The sequence below is a fragment of the Amycolatopsis sp. WAC 04169 genome (assembly GCF_003947535.1).
GTDB classification, from domain to species: Bacteria; Actinomycetota; Actinomycetes; order Mycobacteriales; family Pseudonocardiaceae; genus Amycolatopsis; species Amycolatopsis keratiniphila.
In genome coordinates this window covers 207,309-227,034 of record NZ_QHJI01000014.1, presented here as the reverse complement: position 1 = coordinate 227,034, position 19,726 = coordinate 207,309, and the positions used below count along the sequence as shown (strand labels likewise).

Below are 19,726 nucleotides of genomic sequence, written 5' to 3'. Positions count from 1 at the left end.
AGGTCCCACGCATCACATCGCGGCGCAAAACGATTTCGTCGTAGGCTGGCGGCATGGCTGTCGTGAAGATCAACGCGATCGAGGTCCCCGAAGGCGCTGGCCCCGAGCTGGAGAAGCGGTTCGCCGCGCGGCTGCACGCCGTCGACAATCAGCCCGGCTTCCTCGGCTTCGAGCTGCTCCGCCCGGTCTCCGGCGAGTCGCGCTACTTCGTCTACACCAAGTGGGAGTCCGAAGAGGCGTACCAGGCGTGGGCGTCCGGCCCGGCGCGTGAGGCGCACGCGGGCGAGCGCGCGAAGCCGGTCTCCACGGGTGCGAACCTGCTGGAATTCGAGGTCGTCCAGGCTTCGAAGCCGGGTGAGTGAACTCGAACGAGCCGCGGAACTGATCGACGGCGCCGGCGCGCTGCTCGTCTGCGCCGGCGCCGGGATGGGCGTCGACTCCGGCCTGCCCGATTTCCGGGGCGATGAAGGTTTCTGGAAGGCGTATCCGCCGTACGAGCGGCTGGGCATCAGCTTCGTCGAGCTCGCCGACCCGCGGCATTTCGCCGAAGATCCCGAGCTGGCCTGGGGTTTCTACGGGCACCGGCTCGCGCTGTACCGCGCCACCGTCCCGCACGACGGGTTCCGGCTCCTGCTGTCCTGGGGAGCGCGGAAACCGGGCGGCACCCGCGCGTTTACGTCCAATGTGGACGGACAGTTCCAGAAGGCGGGTTATCCGCAGGTCGCCGAGGCGCACGGCTCCATCCATCACCTGCAGTGCCTCGACAGGTGCACCAAGGAGATCTGGCCCGCGGACGACGTCGAGGTCCCGATCGACGAAGACACCATGCGCGCGCAGGCGCCCTTGCCGTCCTGCCCGCGCTGCGGCGGTCTCGCCAGGCCCAACATCCTCATGTTCGGCGACTACGACTGGCTCGGGCAGCGCAGCCAGGCCCAGCTCGACGAGCTGAACGCGTGGCGCCGCGCGCATCGCGACCTCGTGGTGGTGGAACTCGGCGCCGGACAGGCCGTGCCGACGGTGCGGCGGTATTCGGAGCTGGCCAGCGCCGCGACCGGTGCCCTCGTGCGGATCAACCCGCGTGAACCCGCGATCCGGCACGGTCGCGGGGTCTCCCTCGCGACCAACGGCCTGGAAACGCTCAAGGCACTGGACGCGCTGCTGGCCTAAGGCAGCACGATTTCCGCGTAGACGGCGTCGTGATCGCTCCCCGGCGTCTCCAGCACCTTGAAGTCCGCGACGGCCGTCCGTTTGTCCGCCAGCACGTGGTCGATCGCCACCGGCGGCGCGATCCCGTTCGTCCAGGTCCCCTGCAACGCCTTTCCCAGCTCGTCGGCCGCGTCCACGTATCCCCTGGTCAGCAGCTCGCGGAAGAGCGCGTGGTCGAGGCTCGCGTTGAAGTCGCCCGCCAGGATCCGGATGTCGTGCTCCGCGTCGGCGTACGGCAGGTCCTTGGCCTCGGCGACCCACTCGTACCGGTCCCACATCGGCGCCGACGGATGGACCGCGACGACCTCGACGCGGACGCCGTCCCCGAGATCCACGCTCGCGCTGGGCTGCTTGTAGTCCGAGTCGCCGCTGAGCTTCAACGGCGTGAGCGGGTACTTCGACACCAGCCCGGAGCCGGACGCCCACTCGGCCGGATGCAGCACGCGGTACGGCAGGACCTGGAACAGCCCCGCCCGGTCGAGCGCGGTGATCGCCTCGGGGGTCAGCTCGGTCAGGCTCAGCACGTCGACCTGGTGTTCCTTCACGTAGCCGACGATCCTGTCCGGATCCGCCCCGCCGCCGAGCATGTTCGACGCCAGGACGCGGACGTGCTTCCCGTCGAGCGCCTTCTGCTCGTTCGCGAACGCGCGCGGCAGGACCATCGACGCGATCGTGCAAGTCAGCGCCAGTGCGACGACCGCGGTCCACCAGCGCCGCAGGACCAGCGCGAGGACGCCGAGCACGAGCGTCGCGATCCCGGCGTACGGGGTGAGCGCGAGCGCCGCGATCGTGTACGTGTTGCCGTCGTAGCCGACCAGCCGCAGCGCGGTCAGCACCGCGAACGGAACGACCGCCGCGATGAGGAGCCCGCCGACCAGCTTCCGTCCGGTGCCGGGACGCGCCGCCGGACGAACCGGACGTTCTTCGATCACCATGCCGTCGAGTATGCCGATCACGCGCGGCGGGGCGGCGGTCTCCACAACACCTTCACAACCTCCTCACACGGCGTCTACCAGCGCTTATCAGTTCCTGTCAGCCGCTGACAGCGCGCTGTGCGCGATCTGCCAGCACCGGCGGGCACCTTTGTCCGCGGGGCGAGATCCACAGGAGGAAAGCGATGACTCACGCGATCAGGGCCGAGGGCCTGGTCAAACACTATGGGGAGACGAAGGCGCTCGACGGGGTCGATCTGGAGGTGCCGGCGGGCAAGGTGGTCGGGGTGCTGGGGCCGAACGGCGCGGGGAAGACGACCGCCGTCCGGATCCTGGCCACCTTGATCCGGCCGGACCGCGGCCACGCGAGCGTCTTCGGGTACGACGTCGTCAAGAACCCGATGGCGGTCCGGAGCATGATCGGGCTGACCGGGCAGTACGCGTCGGTCGACGAGGACCTTTCCGGTACGGAGAACCTCGTCCTGATCGGCAGGCTGCTGGAGTTCTCGAGGGCGGACGCGAAGAAGCGCGCGGCCGAACTGCTGGAGCGGTTCGAGCTGACCGACGCCGCCGGCCGCGCGATCAAGACCTACTCGGGCGGGATGCGGCGGCGGCTCGACCTAGCCGCGAGCCTGGTCGGCCGTCCCAAGGTGCTGTACCTGGACGAGCCGACCACGGGCCTCGACCCGCACGCCCGCAACGAGGTCTGGGCCGTGGTCCGGACGCTGGTCGCCGACGGCACGACGGTGCTGCTCACCACGCAGTACCTGGAGGAGGCCGACCAGCTGGCCGACACGATCACCGTGTTCGACCACGGGCACGTCGTGGCGAACGGGCGGGCCGACGAGCTCAAGCGGCGGACCGGCGGCCAGACGCTGCAGGTGCGGCCGTCCGCGCTCGCCGACCTCGACGCCGTCGAGCGCATCCTGGCCGGGCTCACCGGGGTCCGGCCGAACCGGGACGACGACACCGGGCTGCTCACCGCGCCCGTCGCCGACCCGGTCCTGCTGTCCACTTTGGTCCGCAAGCTGGACGAAGCCGGGATCACCGCGGACGAGCTGGCGCTGCGGCTGCCCAGCCTCGACGAGGTGTTCCTCGCGCTGACCGGCAAGAAGACCGACGAGTCCACAAAGGACGCTACTCCGGAAGGGAGCCTGGTATGACGACCATCGCCGCGCCCGCACCACCACGGCGCGTTTCACTGTCCAGCAGTACGCGGCACGGGCTTTCCCTTGCCTGGCGCGGTGTGCTGAAAATCCGCAAGAACCCGGAGCAGCTGGCCGACGTCACCATCGCGCCGATCATCTTCCTGGTCATGTTCGTCTACCTGTTCGGCGGCGCGCTCGCCCCGAGTATCGACGACTACCTCCAGATGATCGTGCCCGGCATCATGGTGTTCAACATCCTGCAGGCCAGCATGACCGTCGGCGTCCAGCTGAACACCGACGTCACCAAGGGCGTGTTCGACCGGTTCCGCGCGATGCCGATCGCCCGGTCCGCGCCGCTGATCGGCGCCGTGCTGGCCGATATCGTGCGGTACCTGGTGTGCCTGGTCGTGCTGATGGTCGTGGCGACGATCATGGGTTACCGGATCCAGACCGGGCCCGCCGAGTTCGCCCTGGCGATCCTGCTCGTCATCGCGTTCGCGCTGTCGTTCTGCTGGGCTTCGGTGTTCGTCGGGATGCTGGTGAAGAGCCCCGGCGCGGTGCAGGGCCTGATGTTCGTGGTGCTGATGCCGCTGACCTTCGGCAGCAACGTGTTCGTGGGGACGAGCACGATGCCCGGCTGGCTGAAGGCGTGGGCCGACATCAGCCCGGTGACCCAGATGTCCGACGTCCTGCGCGGGCTGATGAACGGCGGACCGGTCGCCGGCCCGCTGACCGGGGCGCTGATCTGGATGGCGGCCGCGCTCGCGGTCTTCTTCCCGCTCGCCACGTGGGCTTACCGGAAGCGCGTCTGACGGGGGTCAGGGGGAACGCGCGTGAAGGGCTCCTCGCCACTGCCGGGCGAGGGGCCCTTCTTCACGCGCCGACTTCCCGCAGGATCCAGGACATCAGGTCGGCCCGGGACAGCCCGGCGTCCTGCACGAGCAACGCTTCGTAGCGCTCCTCGCCGAATCGCTCGCGAAGTTCGCCGATCAGGTCCCGGATGCCGGGCTCACCGAGATCCAGCCTGCCGCGCAGGAGTTTCGCCGCGCCGAGCAGCCGGACGGCGGTCTCGGGGTGGCCCTGCCGGAACCGGATCAGGCCGCAGACCTCGACGATCCGGCCGAGATCGGCGATGTCGCCGCGCTCCGCGGTGGACTTCACGACGACCGCGGCACCGCGCGCGGCCGCGTCCGGATCCCCGGCGGCCAGCGCGATCTCGGTGTCGATGTACCCGCCGAACTCCTCGCCGAACATGCCCGGCGCCGCGACCAGGGCCATCTTCTCCCGGAACCGGATGGCGACCTCGCGGGCCTCGTCCACGCGTCCGGCGCGGCAGAGCAGATCGGCCTTGCCCACCAGCACCATCACCGCGAGCTGGGCGTTGCCTTTCTCGGTCGCGTAGCGCTCGGCCTCGAACATCTCGCGCGTCGCCGTGTCCAGGTCGCCCGCCCGCGCGTACTCCGTCGCGAGCCGCCAGCGCTGCTGGATCACGTCGTCCTGCGAACCCAGTTCGAGCGCGAGGGCGAGCCCTCGGCGGTACAGCGCGAGCGCGGCTTCGTGATCGCCGGACATCGAGATGTCGCTCGCCTTCATGCCCAGCGCCATCGCGGTGCCCCACCGGTCGCCCAGCGCCAGGAAGCCTTCGTAGGCCCGGTCCCTGGCCTGTTCGGCGCCGTCGGGGTCACCGTCGTCGGTGAGGACGAAGCTGTGCGCCCACGATCCCGCCGCCCTGGCCCACGGGTCCTCGCTCGACAGCGCCCGCTCCACCTCGCGGTGCGCGAGTTTCTTGTCCTGCGAGAAGAAGGCCAGCATGGGCAGGCCGATGGCCAGCCCGGCGAACCGGTGGTACGCGTCGGTCCGCACGCAGTCGTCGATGAGCGAACGGACGGCCACCGGGTCGCCGACGCCCGGCACCATCGTGGTGATCTCGCGCATCGCCCGGAACGCGGCCGCGAAGTCGTCCTCCAGGCGGTCGCCGAAGGTGAGCACTTCGGCGACGAAGGACTCGACCCGCTCGCTGTCGCCCTTGATCAGCCAATACCAGAACGTGCCGCCGAACAGGTGCATCGCCATGTCGACGTCGTCGGCGTCGATGGCCTGGCGGAGCGCGGTCACGATGTTGCCGTGCTCCACGTCGTAGCGGGAGATGGCGACGAGCTGATCCGCCGTCCGCAGCATCGGCTCCAGCCGCTCGGCTAGTTGCGCGTAGTAGCGGTGATAGGCCTTCCGCAGCCGTTCCCGCTCTCCGGCCTCGTCGAGCCGCTCCGCCGCGTACGCCCGGATGGTCTCCAGCATGCGGTAACGGGGCTCGCCGTGCTCCCCCGCGGTCGCGTCCACAATGGACTTCTCGACGAGTGAGCCGAGGACGTACAGGATGTCCTCGACGGGAAGGTCGTCGTCGGCACAGACGCTTTCGACCGCTTCGACCTCGGCACCGCCCCCGAACACCGAAAGCCGCCTGGCGAGCACGCGTTCGGCGTCGTCGAGCAGGTCCCAGCTCCACTCCACGACGGCACGCAGCGTGCGCTGCCTCGGCAGCGCCGTCCGGCTGCCGGAGGTCAGCAGGCGGAACCGGTCGTCGAGGCGCTGCGAGATCTGCGCGACGGTCATCGACCGCAGCCGCGCCGCGGCCAGTTCCAGCGCCAGCGGCATCCCGTCCAGCCTGCGGCAGATCTGCGCGACGTCGTCCACTGTGGACTCGTCGAGCCGGAAGTCCGGGCGCACGGCCACCGCCCGGTCGACGAACAGCCGGATCGCGCCCGCCTCGGCCGCTTGGGAAACCGTCGGCGTGCCCTCCGGGACGGACAGGGGACCGAGCGGGCACAGCGTCTCGCCGTCGATGGCCAGCGCCTCCCGGCTCGTCGCGAGGACGCGCAAGGTCGGCACGCGCCGCAGCAGGGTGTTCGTCAGCTCCGCCGCCGCGTCGACCAGATGCTCGCAGTTGTCCAGCACCAGCACCGCTTCACCGGCGCCGAGCGTCTCCACGACCCTGGCCAGCGCGTCCGCCGGGCGGCGCATCGGGTCGCCGGCGTGCGAAAGGCCGAGATCCCACAGCTCCAGCGCCGCGAAGACCGCGCCGGGCAGGTCGCCGGGGTCGCGGACGCCGGCGAGCGGCACGAACCAGACGCGTCCGCGCGCGTGCGCCGGATGCCGCGTCGCGACCTCCGTGGCCAGCCGCGTCTTCCCGGCGCCACCGGGCCCGACGAGCGTCACCAGCCGCGCACCGGCGAGGAGTTCGGCGATCAGCTTCAACTCGTCGTCACGGCCGACGAAACTGGTCAGCCGCACCGGCAGATGATCGGCGGGCGCGGGCGGCGGGCCGAGTTCGCCGCGCAGCGCGGCGAGGTGGATCTCCTGGAGCTCGGCCGAAGGGTCGACGCCGAGCTGATCGGCCAGCGCCGCCCGGACCTCCTCGTAGACGGCGAGGGCGTCGGACTGGCGATCGGCCGCGCACAGAGCCCGGATCCACAGCCCGGCGAGCCGTTCGCGCAGCGGATGCCGCGCGGCGGCCTCCTTGAGATCCGCCAGCACCCGGTCGTGCCCACCGAGCCGGATCTCCGCTTCGAAGCGGTCTTCGGCGGCTTCGAGACGCAGATCCTCCAGGCGGGTCGCTGGCGCCTGCGCGAAAGGAGCGTCGAGGACGTCGGACAGCGCTTGCCCACGCCAGAGCCCGAGCGCCTCGGCGAGGATCGCGGCCGCCCCGGCGTCCCGGCCCGCCGTGAGTTCCGCGCGTCCCTCCGCGGCCAGCCGCTCGAAACGGCACACATCGACGTCCTCGCGGGCGACGTCCAGCCGGTAACCGCCCGGCCCGGAGTCGAGGGCGACGTCCTCGGCACGCAGGACCTTGCGCAACCGCGAGACCAGGGATTGCAGCGCGTTCGCCGCGTCGGCGGGCGGCTCCGCGCCCCAGAGACCGTCGACGAGGGCCGTCGCCGGGACGGCACGGCCGGGGTCCAGCGCGAGCCTGGCCAAGAGCATGCGGAGGCGGGCACCGCCGATGTCGACCGGGGTGCCGTCACCGGCCTCCGCTCCGACCGGGCCCAGCAGCGTCACACGCACGGACCCCAGCTTTCCAGAAGCCGCAAACGCATAGCCCAGTCAGGCGACGGAAGTGGGGATTATCCGGGCACGAAGGAGCTTTCCGGGCGGAAGGCCGAGGTCACGGCGCTACGTTCGGACCAAGTCACAGCCGATCGACTGGGAGCGTGAATGAGGTACCGGAGTGCGGCCGTCGTCGCCGCCGTTCTGGCCGCGAGTGTCCTCGGCGGCGGGACCGCCCTCGCCGACACCGGGAAACCCGGCGCCGACGGCGCGGGCGACAGCTACTACCCGCAGGACGGCAACGGCGGCTACGACGTCGGCGACTACAACCTGAAAATCGGCTACGAGCCCGCCACCAAACAGCTCACCGGCCTGCAGACGATCACCGGGCGGACCACTCAGGCGCTGAGCTCGTTCAACCTCGACCTGCACGGGCTGACCGTCGACTCGGTCAAGGTCGACGGGCGGAAGGCGGCCTTCACCCGCACCGGCGACCACGAACTCGTGATCACCCCGGCGCGTCCGCTGCGGAACCACGAGCGGTTCACCGCCGAAATCGCGTATCACGGCGTCCCGCGGCCGATCGAGGATCCGGCGCTGGGCGAGAACGGCTGGCAGTACGCGAAATCCGGCGGCGCGTTCGTCGCGGGCGAGCCGAAATCGGCGACCACCTGGTACCCGGTCAACGACACCCCGCGCGACAAGGCGACCTTCCACCTCGCCGTCACCGTGCCCTCGGAATGGGGCGTCATCTCGAACGGCCGCGAGCGCGGGCACTTCGCCGCCGGGGCGAAGACCACCTACGTCTGGGCCGAAGAGACCCCGGCCGTGCCGTACATGACGACGGTCGCGATCGACAAATGGGAGTTCGAGCGGACGAAGCTGTCCGACGGCACCCCGGTCGTCAACGCCTACGCCCCCGGCACCCCCGCGTCGACCAAGCAGGCCGAGGCGCGGCTGCCGGAGATCATCGACTTCCTGGCGTCGAAGTTCGGGCGCTATCCGGTGGACGCGGCGGGCGGCATCTTCCTCGCCGAGCCGATCGGTTTTCTCGCTGGAGACGCTGAGCAGGCCGATCTACTCGGGCGCGGCGGGCAACGTCCCGACGATCGTGCACGAGAACGCCCACCAGTGGTGGGGCGACTCGGTCGCCGTCGACAAGTGGAAGGACGTCTGCCTCAACGAATGCTTCGCCTCGTACGCGGAATGGCTGTGGTCCGAGGCGAAGTCGGGCCAGGACCTGAAGGCGCGCTACCTGACCGCCGTGCAGAAGGCGACGGACCGGTTCTGGGCCGGGAAGCTGTACGACATGGGGCCCGGCAACGAGTTCACCTACGTGTACTCGAAGGGCCCGGTGGCGTTGCACGCGCTGAAGAACTACATCGGCGCGGCGTCGTTCGACCGCATCCTGAAGACGTGGCCCGCCATCCACCGCGACGGCAACGCGAGCCTGCCGGAGTTCCAGAAGTTCGCCGAACGCGTCGCGCACAAGAACCTCCAGGGCTTCTTCGACGCGTGGTTCTACGGCAACACCAAGCCGGCGCCCGAGTACCTCTACCCGGGTGACCTCAAGCCCGCCGCCTGACCTGCGTCACACGTTAGGGTGAGGGCATGACGTCTGTGCTCCTCACCGGTTTCGAACCGTTCGGCGGTGAGCGGGTGAATCCGTCGTGGCAGGCGGTTTCCCTGCTCACCGGCCGTCGGCACGACACCGTGGCCGTCGAACTGCCGTGCGTCTTCTCGCGTTCGCTGGTCACCTTGCGCGACGCGATCGACGAGTACCGCCCGGAGCTGGTGATCTGCGTCGGCCAGGCGGGCGGCCGCCCAGACGTCACCCCGGAGCGGGTCGCGATCAACCTGATCGACGCTCGCATCCCGGACAACGCGGGCTCGCAACCCGTCGACGTCCCGGTGATCCCCGGCGGGCCCAACGCGTACTTCACCACGTTGCCGGTGAAGGCCTGTGTCACGGGGATAAAGGACGCGGGGCTGCCGGCGTCGGTCTCGCACACCGCGGGGACGTACGTGTGCAATCAGGTCTTCTACGGGCTGATGCACTTGCTGGACAACGACTTTCCCGGGGTACGCGGCGGTTTCGTGCACGTGCCGTACACCCCGGAGCAGGCCGCGCGGACCACCGCGCCGAGCCTGGCCGTGCACCGCGCCGCCGAGGCGCTGGAGATCATCGTGGACACCGCGCTTTCGGTGACCGAAGACCTTTCGACGCCCGCGGGCACCCTGCACTGATCAAGGCTTGAGCTGGGCGGTGAAGAACTCGACCATCTCCGCGGTCGTCCGCGCGGTGCCGTCGCTGCGGGTCGAGACGAGCATCGCGCTCAACGGCGCGTCTTCGGTCCCGAAGAGCACGATGCCGCTTCGCGCGCCTACGCCCGCCACGTAGCGCCCTCGGAGGCCGTCGGCCGCCCAGGTGCCCTCCGCGGGTTTGCCCTTGGTCATCCGCTGCCGGACGCCGTCCTCCAGGCCGGTCATCGCGACGCCCTGGTAGTAGTTGATCGCGTTCGACCCCTTGGCGTCCTTGAACACGCAGGTGACCGCCGACGCCGCACCCACCGTGGCGGCCGCGTCCGGCGCGTCCCGGCACTCGTCCCGCTGCGGGATGACGGCGGCGATCCGGCGGAGACAGTCCGTGAACCCCTGCGCGTCCTTCGGGCCGGGCTGATCGCAGCTCACCGGTTTCGCCGGGGCCGACCCGGCGACGGGCTCCTCCTTGCCGCCGCTGAGCAGGACGATCGTCGTCACGATCGCCGCGAGGGCGAGCGCCACGACGCCGTAGGTCGTGGGCTTCTGCCAGTTCCGGCCGGGCGGCGGCGGGGGCGGCGTCCAGCGCGGCGGCTGGGGACGCTGCGGCGGGGGCTGATGCTGCACCGGCTGCTGGACGGGCTGTGGCCGCACCGGCGCGAAAGCGGGCACGGTCAGCTGGGAATCCTCGCCACCGGTGGGCACGTGATGCAGCCCGAACGCGACCGCCGTCTCCGGCTGGTCCTGCGTGGTCGGCGCGATCCTGAGCTGGTTCGCCAGCAGGCTCGCCAGCAACGGCATCCGGCTCGGCCCGCCGACGAGGTAGACGCCGCCGAGCCGGTCCGGGGTCAGCCCGGCGCGATGGATCGTGGTGGCCAGGAGTTCGCCGCTGCGCAGGAAACTCGGCCGGACGAGCGCTTCGAGCTCCATCCGCGTCACCCGCACGTCGCCGAACGGCTCCGGCATCGGGATCTCGGTCTGCTGGTGGCGGGACAGGCTTTCCTTGGCGTCACGGACATCCTGCAGCAACGACCGGCGCGTCCGGCGGTCGCTGACCGACTGCGGGCGCAGGATCCGTTGCCACTGCGCGGGATCGGAATGCGACACCTCGCGGCCGATGTGCACCAGCAGCGCCTGGTCGATGTCGAGACTGCCGAGATCGGGCAGCCCGTCCTCGGCGAGCACGGCGAACCCCTGCGCGCTCACGCCGACGACGGCGCAGTCGAAGGTGCCCGCCCCGAGGTCGTACACCGCGATCGGGCCCGGCGGCCGTCTGCCGTTGTTGAGCGAGGCGTAATGCGCGGCGGCCGCGACCGGCTCGGGAATGAGCACCGTGGTGGGAAATCCGGCCTTGAGGGCGGCGTCGCGGAGGATCTGCTTGCGATCCGGTCCCCAGCCCGCCGGATGCGAAATACGCACCTGTGCGGGCATCCGCTGGAGGAGCAGCTCGGCCTCTTCACCGACCCGGCGCAGAACCGCGGCGAAGGCGTCGGCGATGGGGAGCGAGACGTCACCGAGCTGGAGGGCGCCCTCGTCGATGCGCCGCTTCGGATTCGCCTCGAACCGGCTCGGATCCAGCCGGGCCCGGCGTTCGGCGTCCCGGCCGACGAAGACCGTGCCGTCCTTGTCGGCGTAGATCGCGGACGACATCGTCACCGACCCGTCGATCTCGACGACCTGCGTCCCCCTGCCGTGGATCGAAAGCACCCCCACCGTGCTGGAGGTACCGAAATCGATCGCCAGAACGTCCACCTGACCCCCTCCCGGACCCGATGGCATCGTCTCACGCGAAGATCGGGAGACCGGGGCGGGTTCAGACGGCGGTGGAAATGGTGACGTCGTGATCGTCGAAATCGGCGACCACGCGCATGCGGCCGCCCAACGCGACGATGTACCTGCGGAGCGTGTCCAACTCCATCTGGCTCGGATCACCCTGTTCGAGCTGACTGATCCGCGGCTGGCTGACGCCCATTCGCTTGGCGACCTCGGCCTGGCTCAGCCCGATGTCCTCACGCAGTCGCGACAGCCGGAAGCCGAGAACGTAGGCCTGAGTGGCTTCACGCGCCTCGGCACGCGCGGCTTCGACGTCGCGACCGGCTTCACGGTCCGCGGCGAGCTTTTCGGCCTTGACCTCTTTCCAGGACCGACCCATTTCAGCCTTCCTCCATCGCGTCCAGATGCCGCCGGTATCGCTCCTCCGCGATCGGGATGTTGATGTCGTACCACCGTTTCCAGTTTCCGGCCTTATCACCGGCCACCAGGAGCACGGCCCTGCGCACCGGGTCGAAGACGAACAGGATCCTGATCTCGGTGTGCCCGGCCGACGCCGGGCGTAACTCTTTCAAGTTGTGTCTTCGCGAGCCGCTGATCCGGTCGACCAGTGGCCGCCCGAGCCGGGGACCTTCACAAGCCAGCATGTCGATCGCCTCTTCGACCCGGTCGGCCGTACGCGGTTCTTCCCGACACAGCGCCGCGAACCAGCGATCCACTTCCTCGTGAAGTTCGATCTCCCACTGCATCAGCCGAACATAATGTAGACCTTATATCGGTCGAGGCCCGAAGACCAGAGTTCCCACGAAGGTGCGCCTCCGCCTGGGGACCTTCCGCAAGCGCAAGGACCGCACGCGAGTTCCGCCTCCAATCACGCGAGTCACGGCCCTAATCACGCGTGTCGCGCCCCCAATCACGCGTGTCGTCCATCCACGCACACGTGTCGTCCATCCAGACACGAATGGCGTCCGTACGGAAAGACGTAACTCGGGTGATTGGGCGCGTAACTCGCGTGATTGAAGGGCGAACTCGCGTGATTGGACGGACGACACGACACACCCGAAAACGCGGAAGTGCCCGCCGCGGCGAACCGCGACGGGCACTTCCGGAGCAGAGAGGCGTTACTCGCCCTCGGCTTCACCGTTCTCTTCGGTCGAGCCGGCACCGATGCTCACCGGCGGGGCGTCCGGGACCGACGAGGGGCGGGCTTCGCCGCGGAAGACGAAGTGCGCCTTGTCGTCCTTCTCGCCCTCTTCGTCGTTCCAGCCTTCGACGTCGACCAGGATGATCTGGCCGGGCTGGACCTCGCCGAACAGGATCTTCTCCGACAGCTGGTCCTCGATCTCGCGCTGGATCGTGCGACGCAGCGGCCGCGCGCCCAGCACCGGGTCGAAGCCGCGCTTGGCGAGCAGCGACTTGGCCTTGGGCGTGAGCTCCAGCTCCATGTCCTTGGCCTTGAGCTGCGTCTCGACCCGGGCGATCATCAGATCGACCATCTCGATGATCTGTTCCTTGGTCAGCTGGTGGAAGACGATGATGTCGTCGATCCGGTTCAGGAACTCCGGCCGGAAATGCTTCTTCATCTCCTCGTTGACCTTTTGCTTCATCTTCTCGTACCGGTTGGTGCTGTCACCGCCGGACGAGAACCCGAGCGAAACGGACTTGGAGATGTCCGAGGTACCCAGGTTCGAGGTGAAGATGAGCACGGTGTTCTTGAAGTCGACCGTACGACCCTGACCGTCGGTGAGACGGCCGTCTTCGAGGACCTGCAGGAGCGTGTTGTAGATCTCCTGGTGGGCCTTCTCGATCTCGTCGAACAGCACCACCGAGAACGGCTTGCGCCGCACCTTCTCGGTCAGCTGGCCGCCCTCTTCGTAGCCGACGTAGCCCGGAGGGGCACCGAAGAGCCGCGAAGCGGTGTAGCGGTCGTGGAACTCGCCCATGTCGATCTGGATGAGCGCGTCGTCCTCGCCGAACAGGAACGCCGCGAGCGCCTTGGACAGCTCGGTCTTACCGACACCGGACGGGCCGGCGAAGATGAACGAGCCGGAGGGGCGCTTCGGGTCCTTCAGGCCGGCACGGGTGCGGCGGATCGCCTGGGAGACGGCCTTGACCGCGTCCTCCTGGCCGATGATCCGCTTGTGCAGCTCCTCCTCCATGCGGAGCAGACGCGTGGTCTCCTCCTCGGTGAGCTTGAACACCGGGATACCGGTCCAGTTGGCGAGGACCTCGGCGATCTGCTCCTCGTCGACCTCGGCGACGACGTCGAGGTCGCCGTCCTTCCACTGCTTCTCCCGCTCGCCCTTCTGGCCGAGGAGGGTCTTCTCCTCGTCACGGAGGCGGGCGGCGCGCTCGAAGTCCTGCGCGTCTATCGCGGACTCCTTGTCCCGGCGCACGTCGGCGATCTTCTCGTCGAACTCGCGCAGGTCCGGCGGCGCGGTCATGCGGCGGATGCGCATCCGGGCGCCGGCCTCGTCGATCAGGTCGATCGCCTTGTCCGGCAGGAAGCGGTCGTTGATGTAGCGGTCCGCGAGGGTGGCCGCCTGCACCAGCGCGCCGTCGGTGATCGAGACGCGGTGGTGCGCCTCGTACCGGTCACGCAGACCCTTCAGGATCTCGATCGTGTGCTCGAGCGACGGCTCGCCGACCTGGATCGGCTGGAAGCGGCGCTCCAGCGCGGCGTCCTTCTCGATGTACTTGCGGTACTCCTCGAGCGTGGTCGCGCCGATGGTCTGCAGCTCGCCACGGGCCAGCATCGGCTTCAGGATCGACGCGGCGTCGATCGCGCCCTCGGCGGCACCCGCGCCGACGAGCGTGTGCAGCTCGTCGATGAACAGGATGATGTCGCCGCGGGTCTTGATCTCCTTGAGCACCTTCTTGAGGCGCTCTTCGAAGTCACCGCGGTACCGGGAACCGGCGACCAGGGAGCCGAGGTCGAGGGTGTAGAGCTGCTTGTCCTTCAGCGTCTCCGGGACCTCGCCCTTGACGATGTTCTGCGCGAGCCCCTCGACGACGGCGGTCTTGCCGACGCCGGGCTCGCCGATGAGGACCGGGTTGTTCTTGGTGCGCCGCGACAGCACCTGCATGACCCGCTCGATCTCTTTGCCCCGGCCGATGACCGGGTCGAGCTTGCCTTCGCGGGCCTGCACGGTCAGGTTGCGGCCGAACTGGTCGAGCACCAGCGACGACGACGGGGTGCCTTCACCGCGTCCGGAGCCGGTCTCGGTCGACTCCTTGCCACCCTGGTAGCCCGACAGCAGCTGCAGGACCTGCTGACGCACCCGGTTGAGGTCCGCGCCGAGCTTGACGAGCACCTGTGCGGCGACGCCTTCACCCTCGCGGATCAGCCCGAGCAGGATGTGCTCGGTGCCGATGTAGTTGTGGCCGAGCTGCAGCGCTTCGCGCAGCGACAGCTCAAGCACCTTCTTGGCCCGCGGGGTGAAGGGGATGTGCCCGCTCGGGGCCTGCTGCCCCTGGCCGATGATCTCCTCGACCTGCTGGCGGACGCCCTCCAGCGCGATGCCCAGCGATTCCAGCGCCTTGGCGGCGACACCTTCACCCTCGTGGATCAGACCCAGGAGGATGTGCTCGGTGCCGATGTAGTTGTGGTTGAGCATCCTGGCCTCTTCTTGGGCCAGGACGACCACCCGCCTCGCGCGGTCGGTGAACCTCTCAAACATGTGCACTCCCTCGACTGCTGCGACGGCGGCCCGTTTCCATCGTGCTTTCACCGCGATGGATTCAGCACCGTGAGACCACTCTAGTAGCCATGCGGTCGCGCTGGCGTACCACTACGGCTGATTGCGGCCCGTTCGCGCCCCGGCCGTTCTCCGGCCGTGCGCTCTTTCATCTTCCGGTTGCCCTGCACCTTTACGTCAAGCCCAACGTGCGAACACGCGTCCGGATTCCGCCGGACGAGGGTTGTCCGCTGAGCGCGAACACGGCTCCGCCCAGTGGATGGACACCCGACCGGAGTAGTCACGGACGGTATGTAAGGTTAGCCGTACCTAATGACGGGAGGTCGGCGTGTCGCATCCTCACACGCTCGCGTCGCGCGAGGACGGACTCCGCGCCTCCCTGTCGAGGATGCCCGAAGACACCCGGCTCCGCGCGGACGTGCCGGATGGCGAGCCGGGCTGGGTCCGCTGCGGCGATCTGCTCGGCGAACCGGCCCGGCTCGTGCGCTGGCGGGAGCGGCTCACCGGCTGGCTGGCCGGGACGTATCCGCAGGCGGCCACGATCCCCGAGCGGACCCCGGCGAGCTGGATCCTGTCCTGGTACCTGCACGTCCCGGCCCTGGCCGGCGCGATGCTGCTCCATCACGAACGCCGCGTCCCGTCGCTGGCTCCGTCCGCGCTGGCGTTCCGGATCGGCGCCGACCGGCCCCACCCGGACTCGGTGGCCGTCCTCGGTGAAATGTTCCACTGCCTGCCCACGGACCCGGGCTCGGCGCATCCGAGGGCCGTCGTGGTCCCGGACGAGCGGGCGCTGGCGGCCGTCCTGCGGGGCCGGTACGTCGCGCACGCGAGCCGGTTCATCGACGTCTACGGGCCGCTGACGAGGCTCGGGCGGCGTCAGTTGTGGGCCGCCGCCACGGACGCGCTCGACAACGCGCTGTGGTCGGCGGGACGGCTGGGCGGGACTCCGGAGGCCGAGGGCGCCGGGGTCGCGGACGCCGCTTTGGTCCTCGGAGCCCGGTTCCCGCCGTTGACCTCTTCATCGAAGCTGACGCTGGCCACCGGAGCCGGCGGAAGCCGCGAGTGGACGAGAATCCGCGAGGGCTGCTGTTTCAACTATCTGCTTCCGGCGGAATCGGAATGCGGAGGTTGTCCGCGAACCCGCTAACGGGTCCAGCCGGGGTTTCGTCCCGTCGCGCCCAAAGCGCGCTCGAACGGTGTCGCGTCTTCCGCGACGGCCACTTCTTCTCCGTACACCTTCATCGTCCGGGCCTGTTCCCCCATCGCCGTGGCGGACGCCAAGACGGCTTCGGCCGCTTCGGGCGCGACGTCGAGCGTGCGGCCTGTCGCCTTCGCCAGGTCCCAGCCGTGGAGGACGAACTCGCCGAGCACCATGTCGCCGACGATCGACGACGGCATTTCCGCCGTGCCGAGCGCCGTCATGCCCTGCCACGCCCCGGGTTTCCCGAAGACGTCCACGAGCCGCGCGGTCTGTTTCTCGATGGCACTGAGCCATTCGCCGTCGGCGAGTCCCGCTTCGGCCTCACCGACGGACACCTCGGGCGGTGCCGTCTTGCGCCCGGCGGCTTCGAGCCAGGGGCCCCAGTAGAGAAGGTGGTTCAGCAACGCGCGGACGTCGTACTCGGCGCACGGCGTGCGGGCGGAGAGGTCGGATTCGCCGATCCCGCGCAGCATTCCGGTGAATTCCGCGGCGGCGGGAGCGATCAGGGCAGCGTGTTCGGTCATGTGGGCAGGAAATCCCGCGCACCGGCGCGCTGTCTTGAAGAAACCCGACAGAGTTAGGTTGATCCGGTGAGCGGGCACCGGATCCCGGCGGGGATCGTCAACGCGCGGGCGGCGAAGTTCAGCCTCGTCCGACATCCGCCCGCGCCCGAACTGCGCCCGTACGTCGACCACCACTGGGTGCTGCGCTGGGATCTGCGCGGCCTGCCGGGCGAGGAACAGGCGGTTTTGCCCAACCTCGCGGTGAACGTCACGTTCTTCCGCCGCGCGGCGGGCGCGTACGGGCCGGGGAAACGGCCTTTCCGTTACCTCGTCGAGGGCACCGACCACGGTATCGGCGTGCGATTCCGCCCCGGGGCATTCCGGGCATTCCTCGGCGGTCCGGTCTCGATGATCTCCGGCGGTTCCGTTCCGCTCACCGATCTCTTCCCCGGCGCCGGACGAGTGACGGAATCGGTACGGAATGCGACGGACGACTTCGAAATGGTCCGTGCCGCGGAGGAACTGCTCCTCGCGAAACACCCCGTGCTCACCGCCGCGGCCGCGACGGCCATCGAAGCGGTGGAAACAATCGCGGGCGATCAAGCCATTACCCGGGTGGCCGAGCTGTCAAGCCGGACAGGCCTGTCTCAACGAAGCCTGCAACGCCTGTTCGCCGAACATGTCGGCACCGCCCCCAAATGGGCGATTCAGGTATACCGATTGAACGAGGCGGCGGCACGGATCGCGGCCGAGGAACGGCCGGACTACGCGGAACTGGCGTTCACGCTGGGCTATAGCGACCAAGCGCACTTCACCCGGGATTTCCGCTCCGTGACCGGATGGGCGCCCAGCGAGTACGCCCGCTTGAACCGTGTACAAGAACAAGAAAGCCGCCGGGAAAAGTTTCCCGGCGGCCGTCTGGTCTGAAAGACCTCAGTTCTTCTTGTGGTAGGCCTCCACGACCTCGGACGGGATACGTCCGCGGTCGGAAACCTGGAAGCCGTTCTTGCGGGCCCAGGCACGAATGGCCTGGTTCTGCTCGCGGTCCACGGTCGCGGGACGGGCGGCGGCCTTCACGCCGGCGACCGGACGAATGGCAGTGCGCTTACGGCCACCCGCGCGACGGGCGTGCTCCACATACTGGGCCAGCGCGTCACGAAGCTCTTCCGCGTTTTCCGCGGAAAGGTCGATCTGGTAGCTCACACCGTCCAAACCGAACTCGACGGTCTCTTCCGCCTCAGTGCCGTCGAGGTCGTCGACGAGCGAGACGAGCACCTTCTGTGCCATCTGTTTCCTCCTGCTGGGGGCTTACACGAATGATCTGGTACGGGGCATGCCCCGGACAGAAGACTTTGTCTAGCGACATTAATACCCGCTACCGACTCATAACGCAAATCTTGTTTACGAGAACGATCGAGGTATCTGTCACGCGGACGGGTTATTCGGGTCGGACGAGCGGGAACAGGATGGTCTCCCGGATACCAAGGCCGGTCAGCGCCATCAGCAACCGGTCGATCCCCATTCCGACACCACCGCTCGGCGGCATTCCGTACTCCAGCGCGCGGAGGAAATCCTCATCCAGGTTCATGGCCTCACTATCGCCCTGCGCACCCAGCCGGGCCTGTTCCACCAGACGCTGACGCTCCACCACGGGATCGACCAGCTCGGAGTATCCGGTGGCCAGTTCGAATCCGCGCACGTACAGATCCCACTTCTCGGCAACCCCCGGCTTGCTGCGATGTTGCCTGGTCAGCGGGGATGTCTCGACCGGAAAATCACGGACAAAAGTGGGTTCGTGGAGATGATCTCCGACGAGATGTTCCCAAAGTTCTTCGACCAGTTTGCCGTGACCTAACTTTGGGTCGAGCTCCAGCTCTCGCGCTTCGGCATAGGAACGCAGCTTGTCCGCGGACGTCTCGGGAGTGACCTCTTCCGACAACGCCTCCGACAACGACTCGTACATTCCGAGCGTGGTCCACTCGCCGGACAGGTCGTACTCCGAACCGTCGGCGAGAGTGACCACCTGAGTACCGAGAACGTTCTGTGCCGCCTCCTGGATGAGCTGCCGCGTCATCACCGCGTTGGAGTCATAGGTCGCATACGCTTCGTAGTACTCGAGCATGGCGAACTCGGGCGAGTGCGAGGAGTCGCTGCCCTCGTTCCGGAAGTTCCGGTTGATCTCGAAGACCTTCTCGATACCGCCGACCACGCAACGCTTGAGGTACAGCTCCGGCGCGATCCTCAGGTACAGATCGAGGTCGAAGGCATTCGAATGCGTGACGAATGGCCGCGCCGCGGCACCGCCGTGCAGCGTTTGCAGCATCGGGGTCTCGACCTCGAGGAATCCCCGGCCGTGAAACGAGTCACGCAGGGAACGCAGCACACCGGCACGGGTACGGACCACGTCCCGGGCCTTGGGACGCACGATCAGATCGACATAACGCTGCCGGATCCGCGTTTCCTCGGCCAGGTCTTTGTGCGCCACGGGCAACGGGCGCAATGCTTTCGACGTGATGCGCCAGGAGTCGGCCATCACGGAAAGCTCACCGCGCTTGGAGGTGATGACCTCGCCGGAGACGAATACGTGATCACCGAGATCGACATCGGACTTCCACGCCGCGAGCGCGTCCTCGCCCACCTTCGCGAGGCTGAGCATCGCCTGCAACTCGGTGCCGTCGCCTTCACGAAGACTCGCGAAACACAGTTTGCCGGTATTGCGCATGTACATGACCCGGCCGGTGATACCGACGATGTCGCCGGTGGCGGTGTCGGCAGGAAGACCGGAATGCTTCGCGCGCACTTCGGCCAGCGAGTGCGTCCGGGGCACCTCGACCGGATACGGATCGATACCCTCCGCGATTATCCGGTCGCGCTTGTCCCGGCGCACCCGCATCTGTTCCGGCAGGTCTTCGTCGGGGCTCACGCCCTCGGATGCGGGGATTTCAGTCATGGCGCACAGCGTACGAAC

Annotated in this window: 16 protein-coding genes and 1 pseudogene; 8 read left to right on the top strand and 9 right to left on the bottom strand. The window is 68.6% G+C overall.

What is annotated here, in order from left to right:
- The first annotated feature begins 53 nt into the window (after positions 1–53).
- Positions 54–362 carry an antibiotic biosynthesis monooxygenase gene (locus tag DMC61_RS35885; protein ID WP_016337748.1) on the top strand — a complete coding sequence of 103 codons (309 nt, stop codon included), beginning with the start codon at positions 54–56 and terminating at the stop codon, positions 360–362.
- The gene (locus tag DMC61_RS35880) at positions 355–1,167 is read left to right on the top strand and encodes a Sir2 family NAD-dependent protein deacetylase (RefSeq protein ID WP_125694984.1); all 813 of its coding nucleotides are present in this window, start codon (positions 355–357) and stop codon (positions 1,165–1,167) included. Before DMC61_RS35885 ends, DMC61_RS35880 begins: the two co-directional genes overlap by 8 nt.
- Here the strand turns inward: DMC61_RS35880 and DMC61_RS35875 are convergent.
- Positions 1,164–2,186 (bottom strand): endonuclease/exonuclease/phosphatase family protein, encoded by a 1,023-nt coding sequence (locus DMC61_RS35875; protein WP_125694983.1) that lies wholly within the window; start codon positions 2,184–2,186, stop codon positions 1,164–1,166. The genes DMC61_RS35880 and DMC61_RS35875 overlap by 4 nt on opposite strands.
- Before the next feature lie 137 nt (positions 2,187–2,323).
- Here DMC61_RS35875 and DMC61_RS35870 point away from each other — a divergent pair, with 137 nt between their 5' ends.
- Positions 2,324–3,301, top strand: a complete 978-nt coding sequence (locus DMC61_RS35870; RefSeq protein ID WP_125694982.1) for an ATP-binding cassette domain-containing protein — start codon at positions 2,324–2,326, stop codon at positions 3,299–3,301.
- Positions 3,298–4,098, top strand: a complete 801-nt coding sequence (locus DMC61_RS35865; protein WP_125694981.1) for an ABC transporter permease — start codon at positions 3,298–3,300, stop codon at positions 4,096–4,098. The genes DMC61_RS35870 and DMC61_RS35865 overlap by 4 nt, the downstream gene beginning before the upstream one ends.
- A gap of 61 nt (positions 4,099–4,159) precedes the next feature.
- Here DMC61_RS35865 and DMC61_RS35860 read toward each other — a convergent pair whose 3' ends face one another.
- Entirely contained in the window at positions 4,160–7,345 is a 3,186-nt protein-coding gene (locus DMC61_RS35860) for a BTAD domain-containing putative transcriptional regulator (RefSeq protein WP_125694980.1), read from the bottom strand.
- 150 nt (positions 7,346–7,495) lie between these two features.
- Between DMC61_RS35860 and DMC61_RS35855 the strand changes: the two are divergent.
- Positions 7,496–8,912 (top strand): annotated as a pseudogene (locus DMC61_RS35855) (M1 family metallopeptidase).
- 26 nt (positions 8,913–8,938) lie between these two features.
- On the top strand, positions 8,939–9,574 hold the full coding sequence (pcp, locus tag DMC61_RS35850) for a pyroglutamyl-peptidase I (protein WP_037335254.1): 636 nt from the start codon (positions 8,939–8,941) through the stop codon (positions 9,572–9,574).
- On the opposite strand, the gene DMC61_RS35845 is transcribed toward pcp, so the two are convergent.
- The 4 genes from DMC61_RS35845 to DMC61_RS35830 all read right to left on the bottom strand — a co-directional run bounded on the left by DMC61_RS35845 (position 9,575) and on the right by DMC61_RS35830 (position 15,036).
- Positions 9,575–11,338 carry an Hsp70 family protein gene (locus DMC61_RS35845; protein WP_125694979.1) on the bottom strand — a complete coding sequence of 588 codons (1,764 nt, stop codon included), beginning with the start codon at positions 11,336–11,338 and terminating at the stop codon, positions 9,575–9,577.
- A 61-nt stretch (positions 11,339–11,399) separates the two neighbouring features.
- Positions 11,400–11,738 carry an XRE family transcriptional regulator gene (locus tag DMC61_RS35840; protein ID WP_016337757.1) on the bottom strand — a complete coding sequence of 113 codons (339 nt, stop codon included), beginning with the start codon at positions 11,736–11,738 and terminating at the stop codon, positions 11,400–11,402.
- Position 11,739: 1 nt separating this feature from the next.
- On the bottom strand, positions 11,740–12,105 hold the full coding sequence (locus DMC61_RS35835; protein ID WP_125694978.1) for a type II toxin-antitoxin system RelE/ParE family toxin: 366 nt from the start codon (positions 12,103–12,105) through the stop codon (positions 11,740–11,742).
- 372 nt (positions 12,106–12,477) lie between these two features.
- Positions 12,478–15,036, bottom strand: a complete 2,559-nt coding sequence (locus DMC61_RS35830) for an ATP-dependent Clp protease ATP-binding subunit (protein WP_016337759.1) — start codon at positions 15,034–15,036, stop codon at positions 12,478–12,480.
- Between the two features lie 346 nt (positions 15,037–15,382).
- Between DMC61_RS35830 and DMC61_RS35825 the strand changes: the two genes are divergently transcribed.
- On the top strand, positions 15,383–16,201 hold the full coding sequence (locus DMC61_RS35825; RefSeq protein ID WP_125694977.1) for a (2Fe-2S)-binding protein: 819 nt from the start codon (positions 15,383–15,385) through the stop codon (positions 16,199–16,201).
- Here DMC61_RS35825 and DMC61_RS35820 read toward each other — a convergent pair.
- Positions 16,198–16,779 (bottom strand): TIGR03086 family metal-binding protein, encoded by a 582-nt coding sequence (locus tag DMC61_RS35820; protein ID WP_125694976.1) that lies wholly within the window; start codon positions 16,777–16,779, stop codon positions 16,198–16,200. The two genes, DMC61_RS35825 and DMC61_RS35820, sit on opposite strands and share 4 nt — an antisense overlap.
- A 66-nt stretch (positions 16,780–16,845) precedes the next feature.
- On the opposite strand from DMC61_RS35820, the gene DMC61_RS35815 reads away from it, so the two are divergent.
- A complete protein-coding gene (locus DMC61_RS35815; protein WP_125694975.1) occupies positions 16,846–17,685 on the top strand; it encodes an AraC family transcriptional regulator in 840 nt (279 codons plus the stop codon).
- Positions 17,686–17,691: 6 nt separating this feature from the next.
- On the opposite strand, the gene DMC61_RS35810 is transcribed toward DMC61_RS35815, so the two are convergent.
- Entirely contained in the window at positions 17,692–18,045 is a 354-nt protein-coding gene (locus tag DMC61_RS35810; protein WP_005165380.1) for an Lsr2 family protein, read from the bottom strand.
- 151 nt (positions 18,046–18,196) lie between these two features.
- Entirely contained in the window at positions 18,197–19,708 is a 1,512-nt protein-coding gene (lysS, locus tag DMC61_RS35805; RefSeq protein ID WP_043848432.1) for a lysine--tRNA ligase, read from the bottom strand.
- Positions 19,709–19,726: the final 18 nt, after the last annotated feature.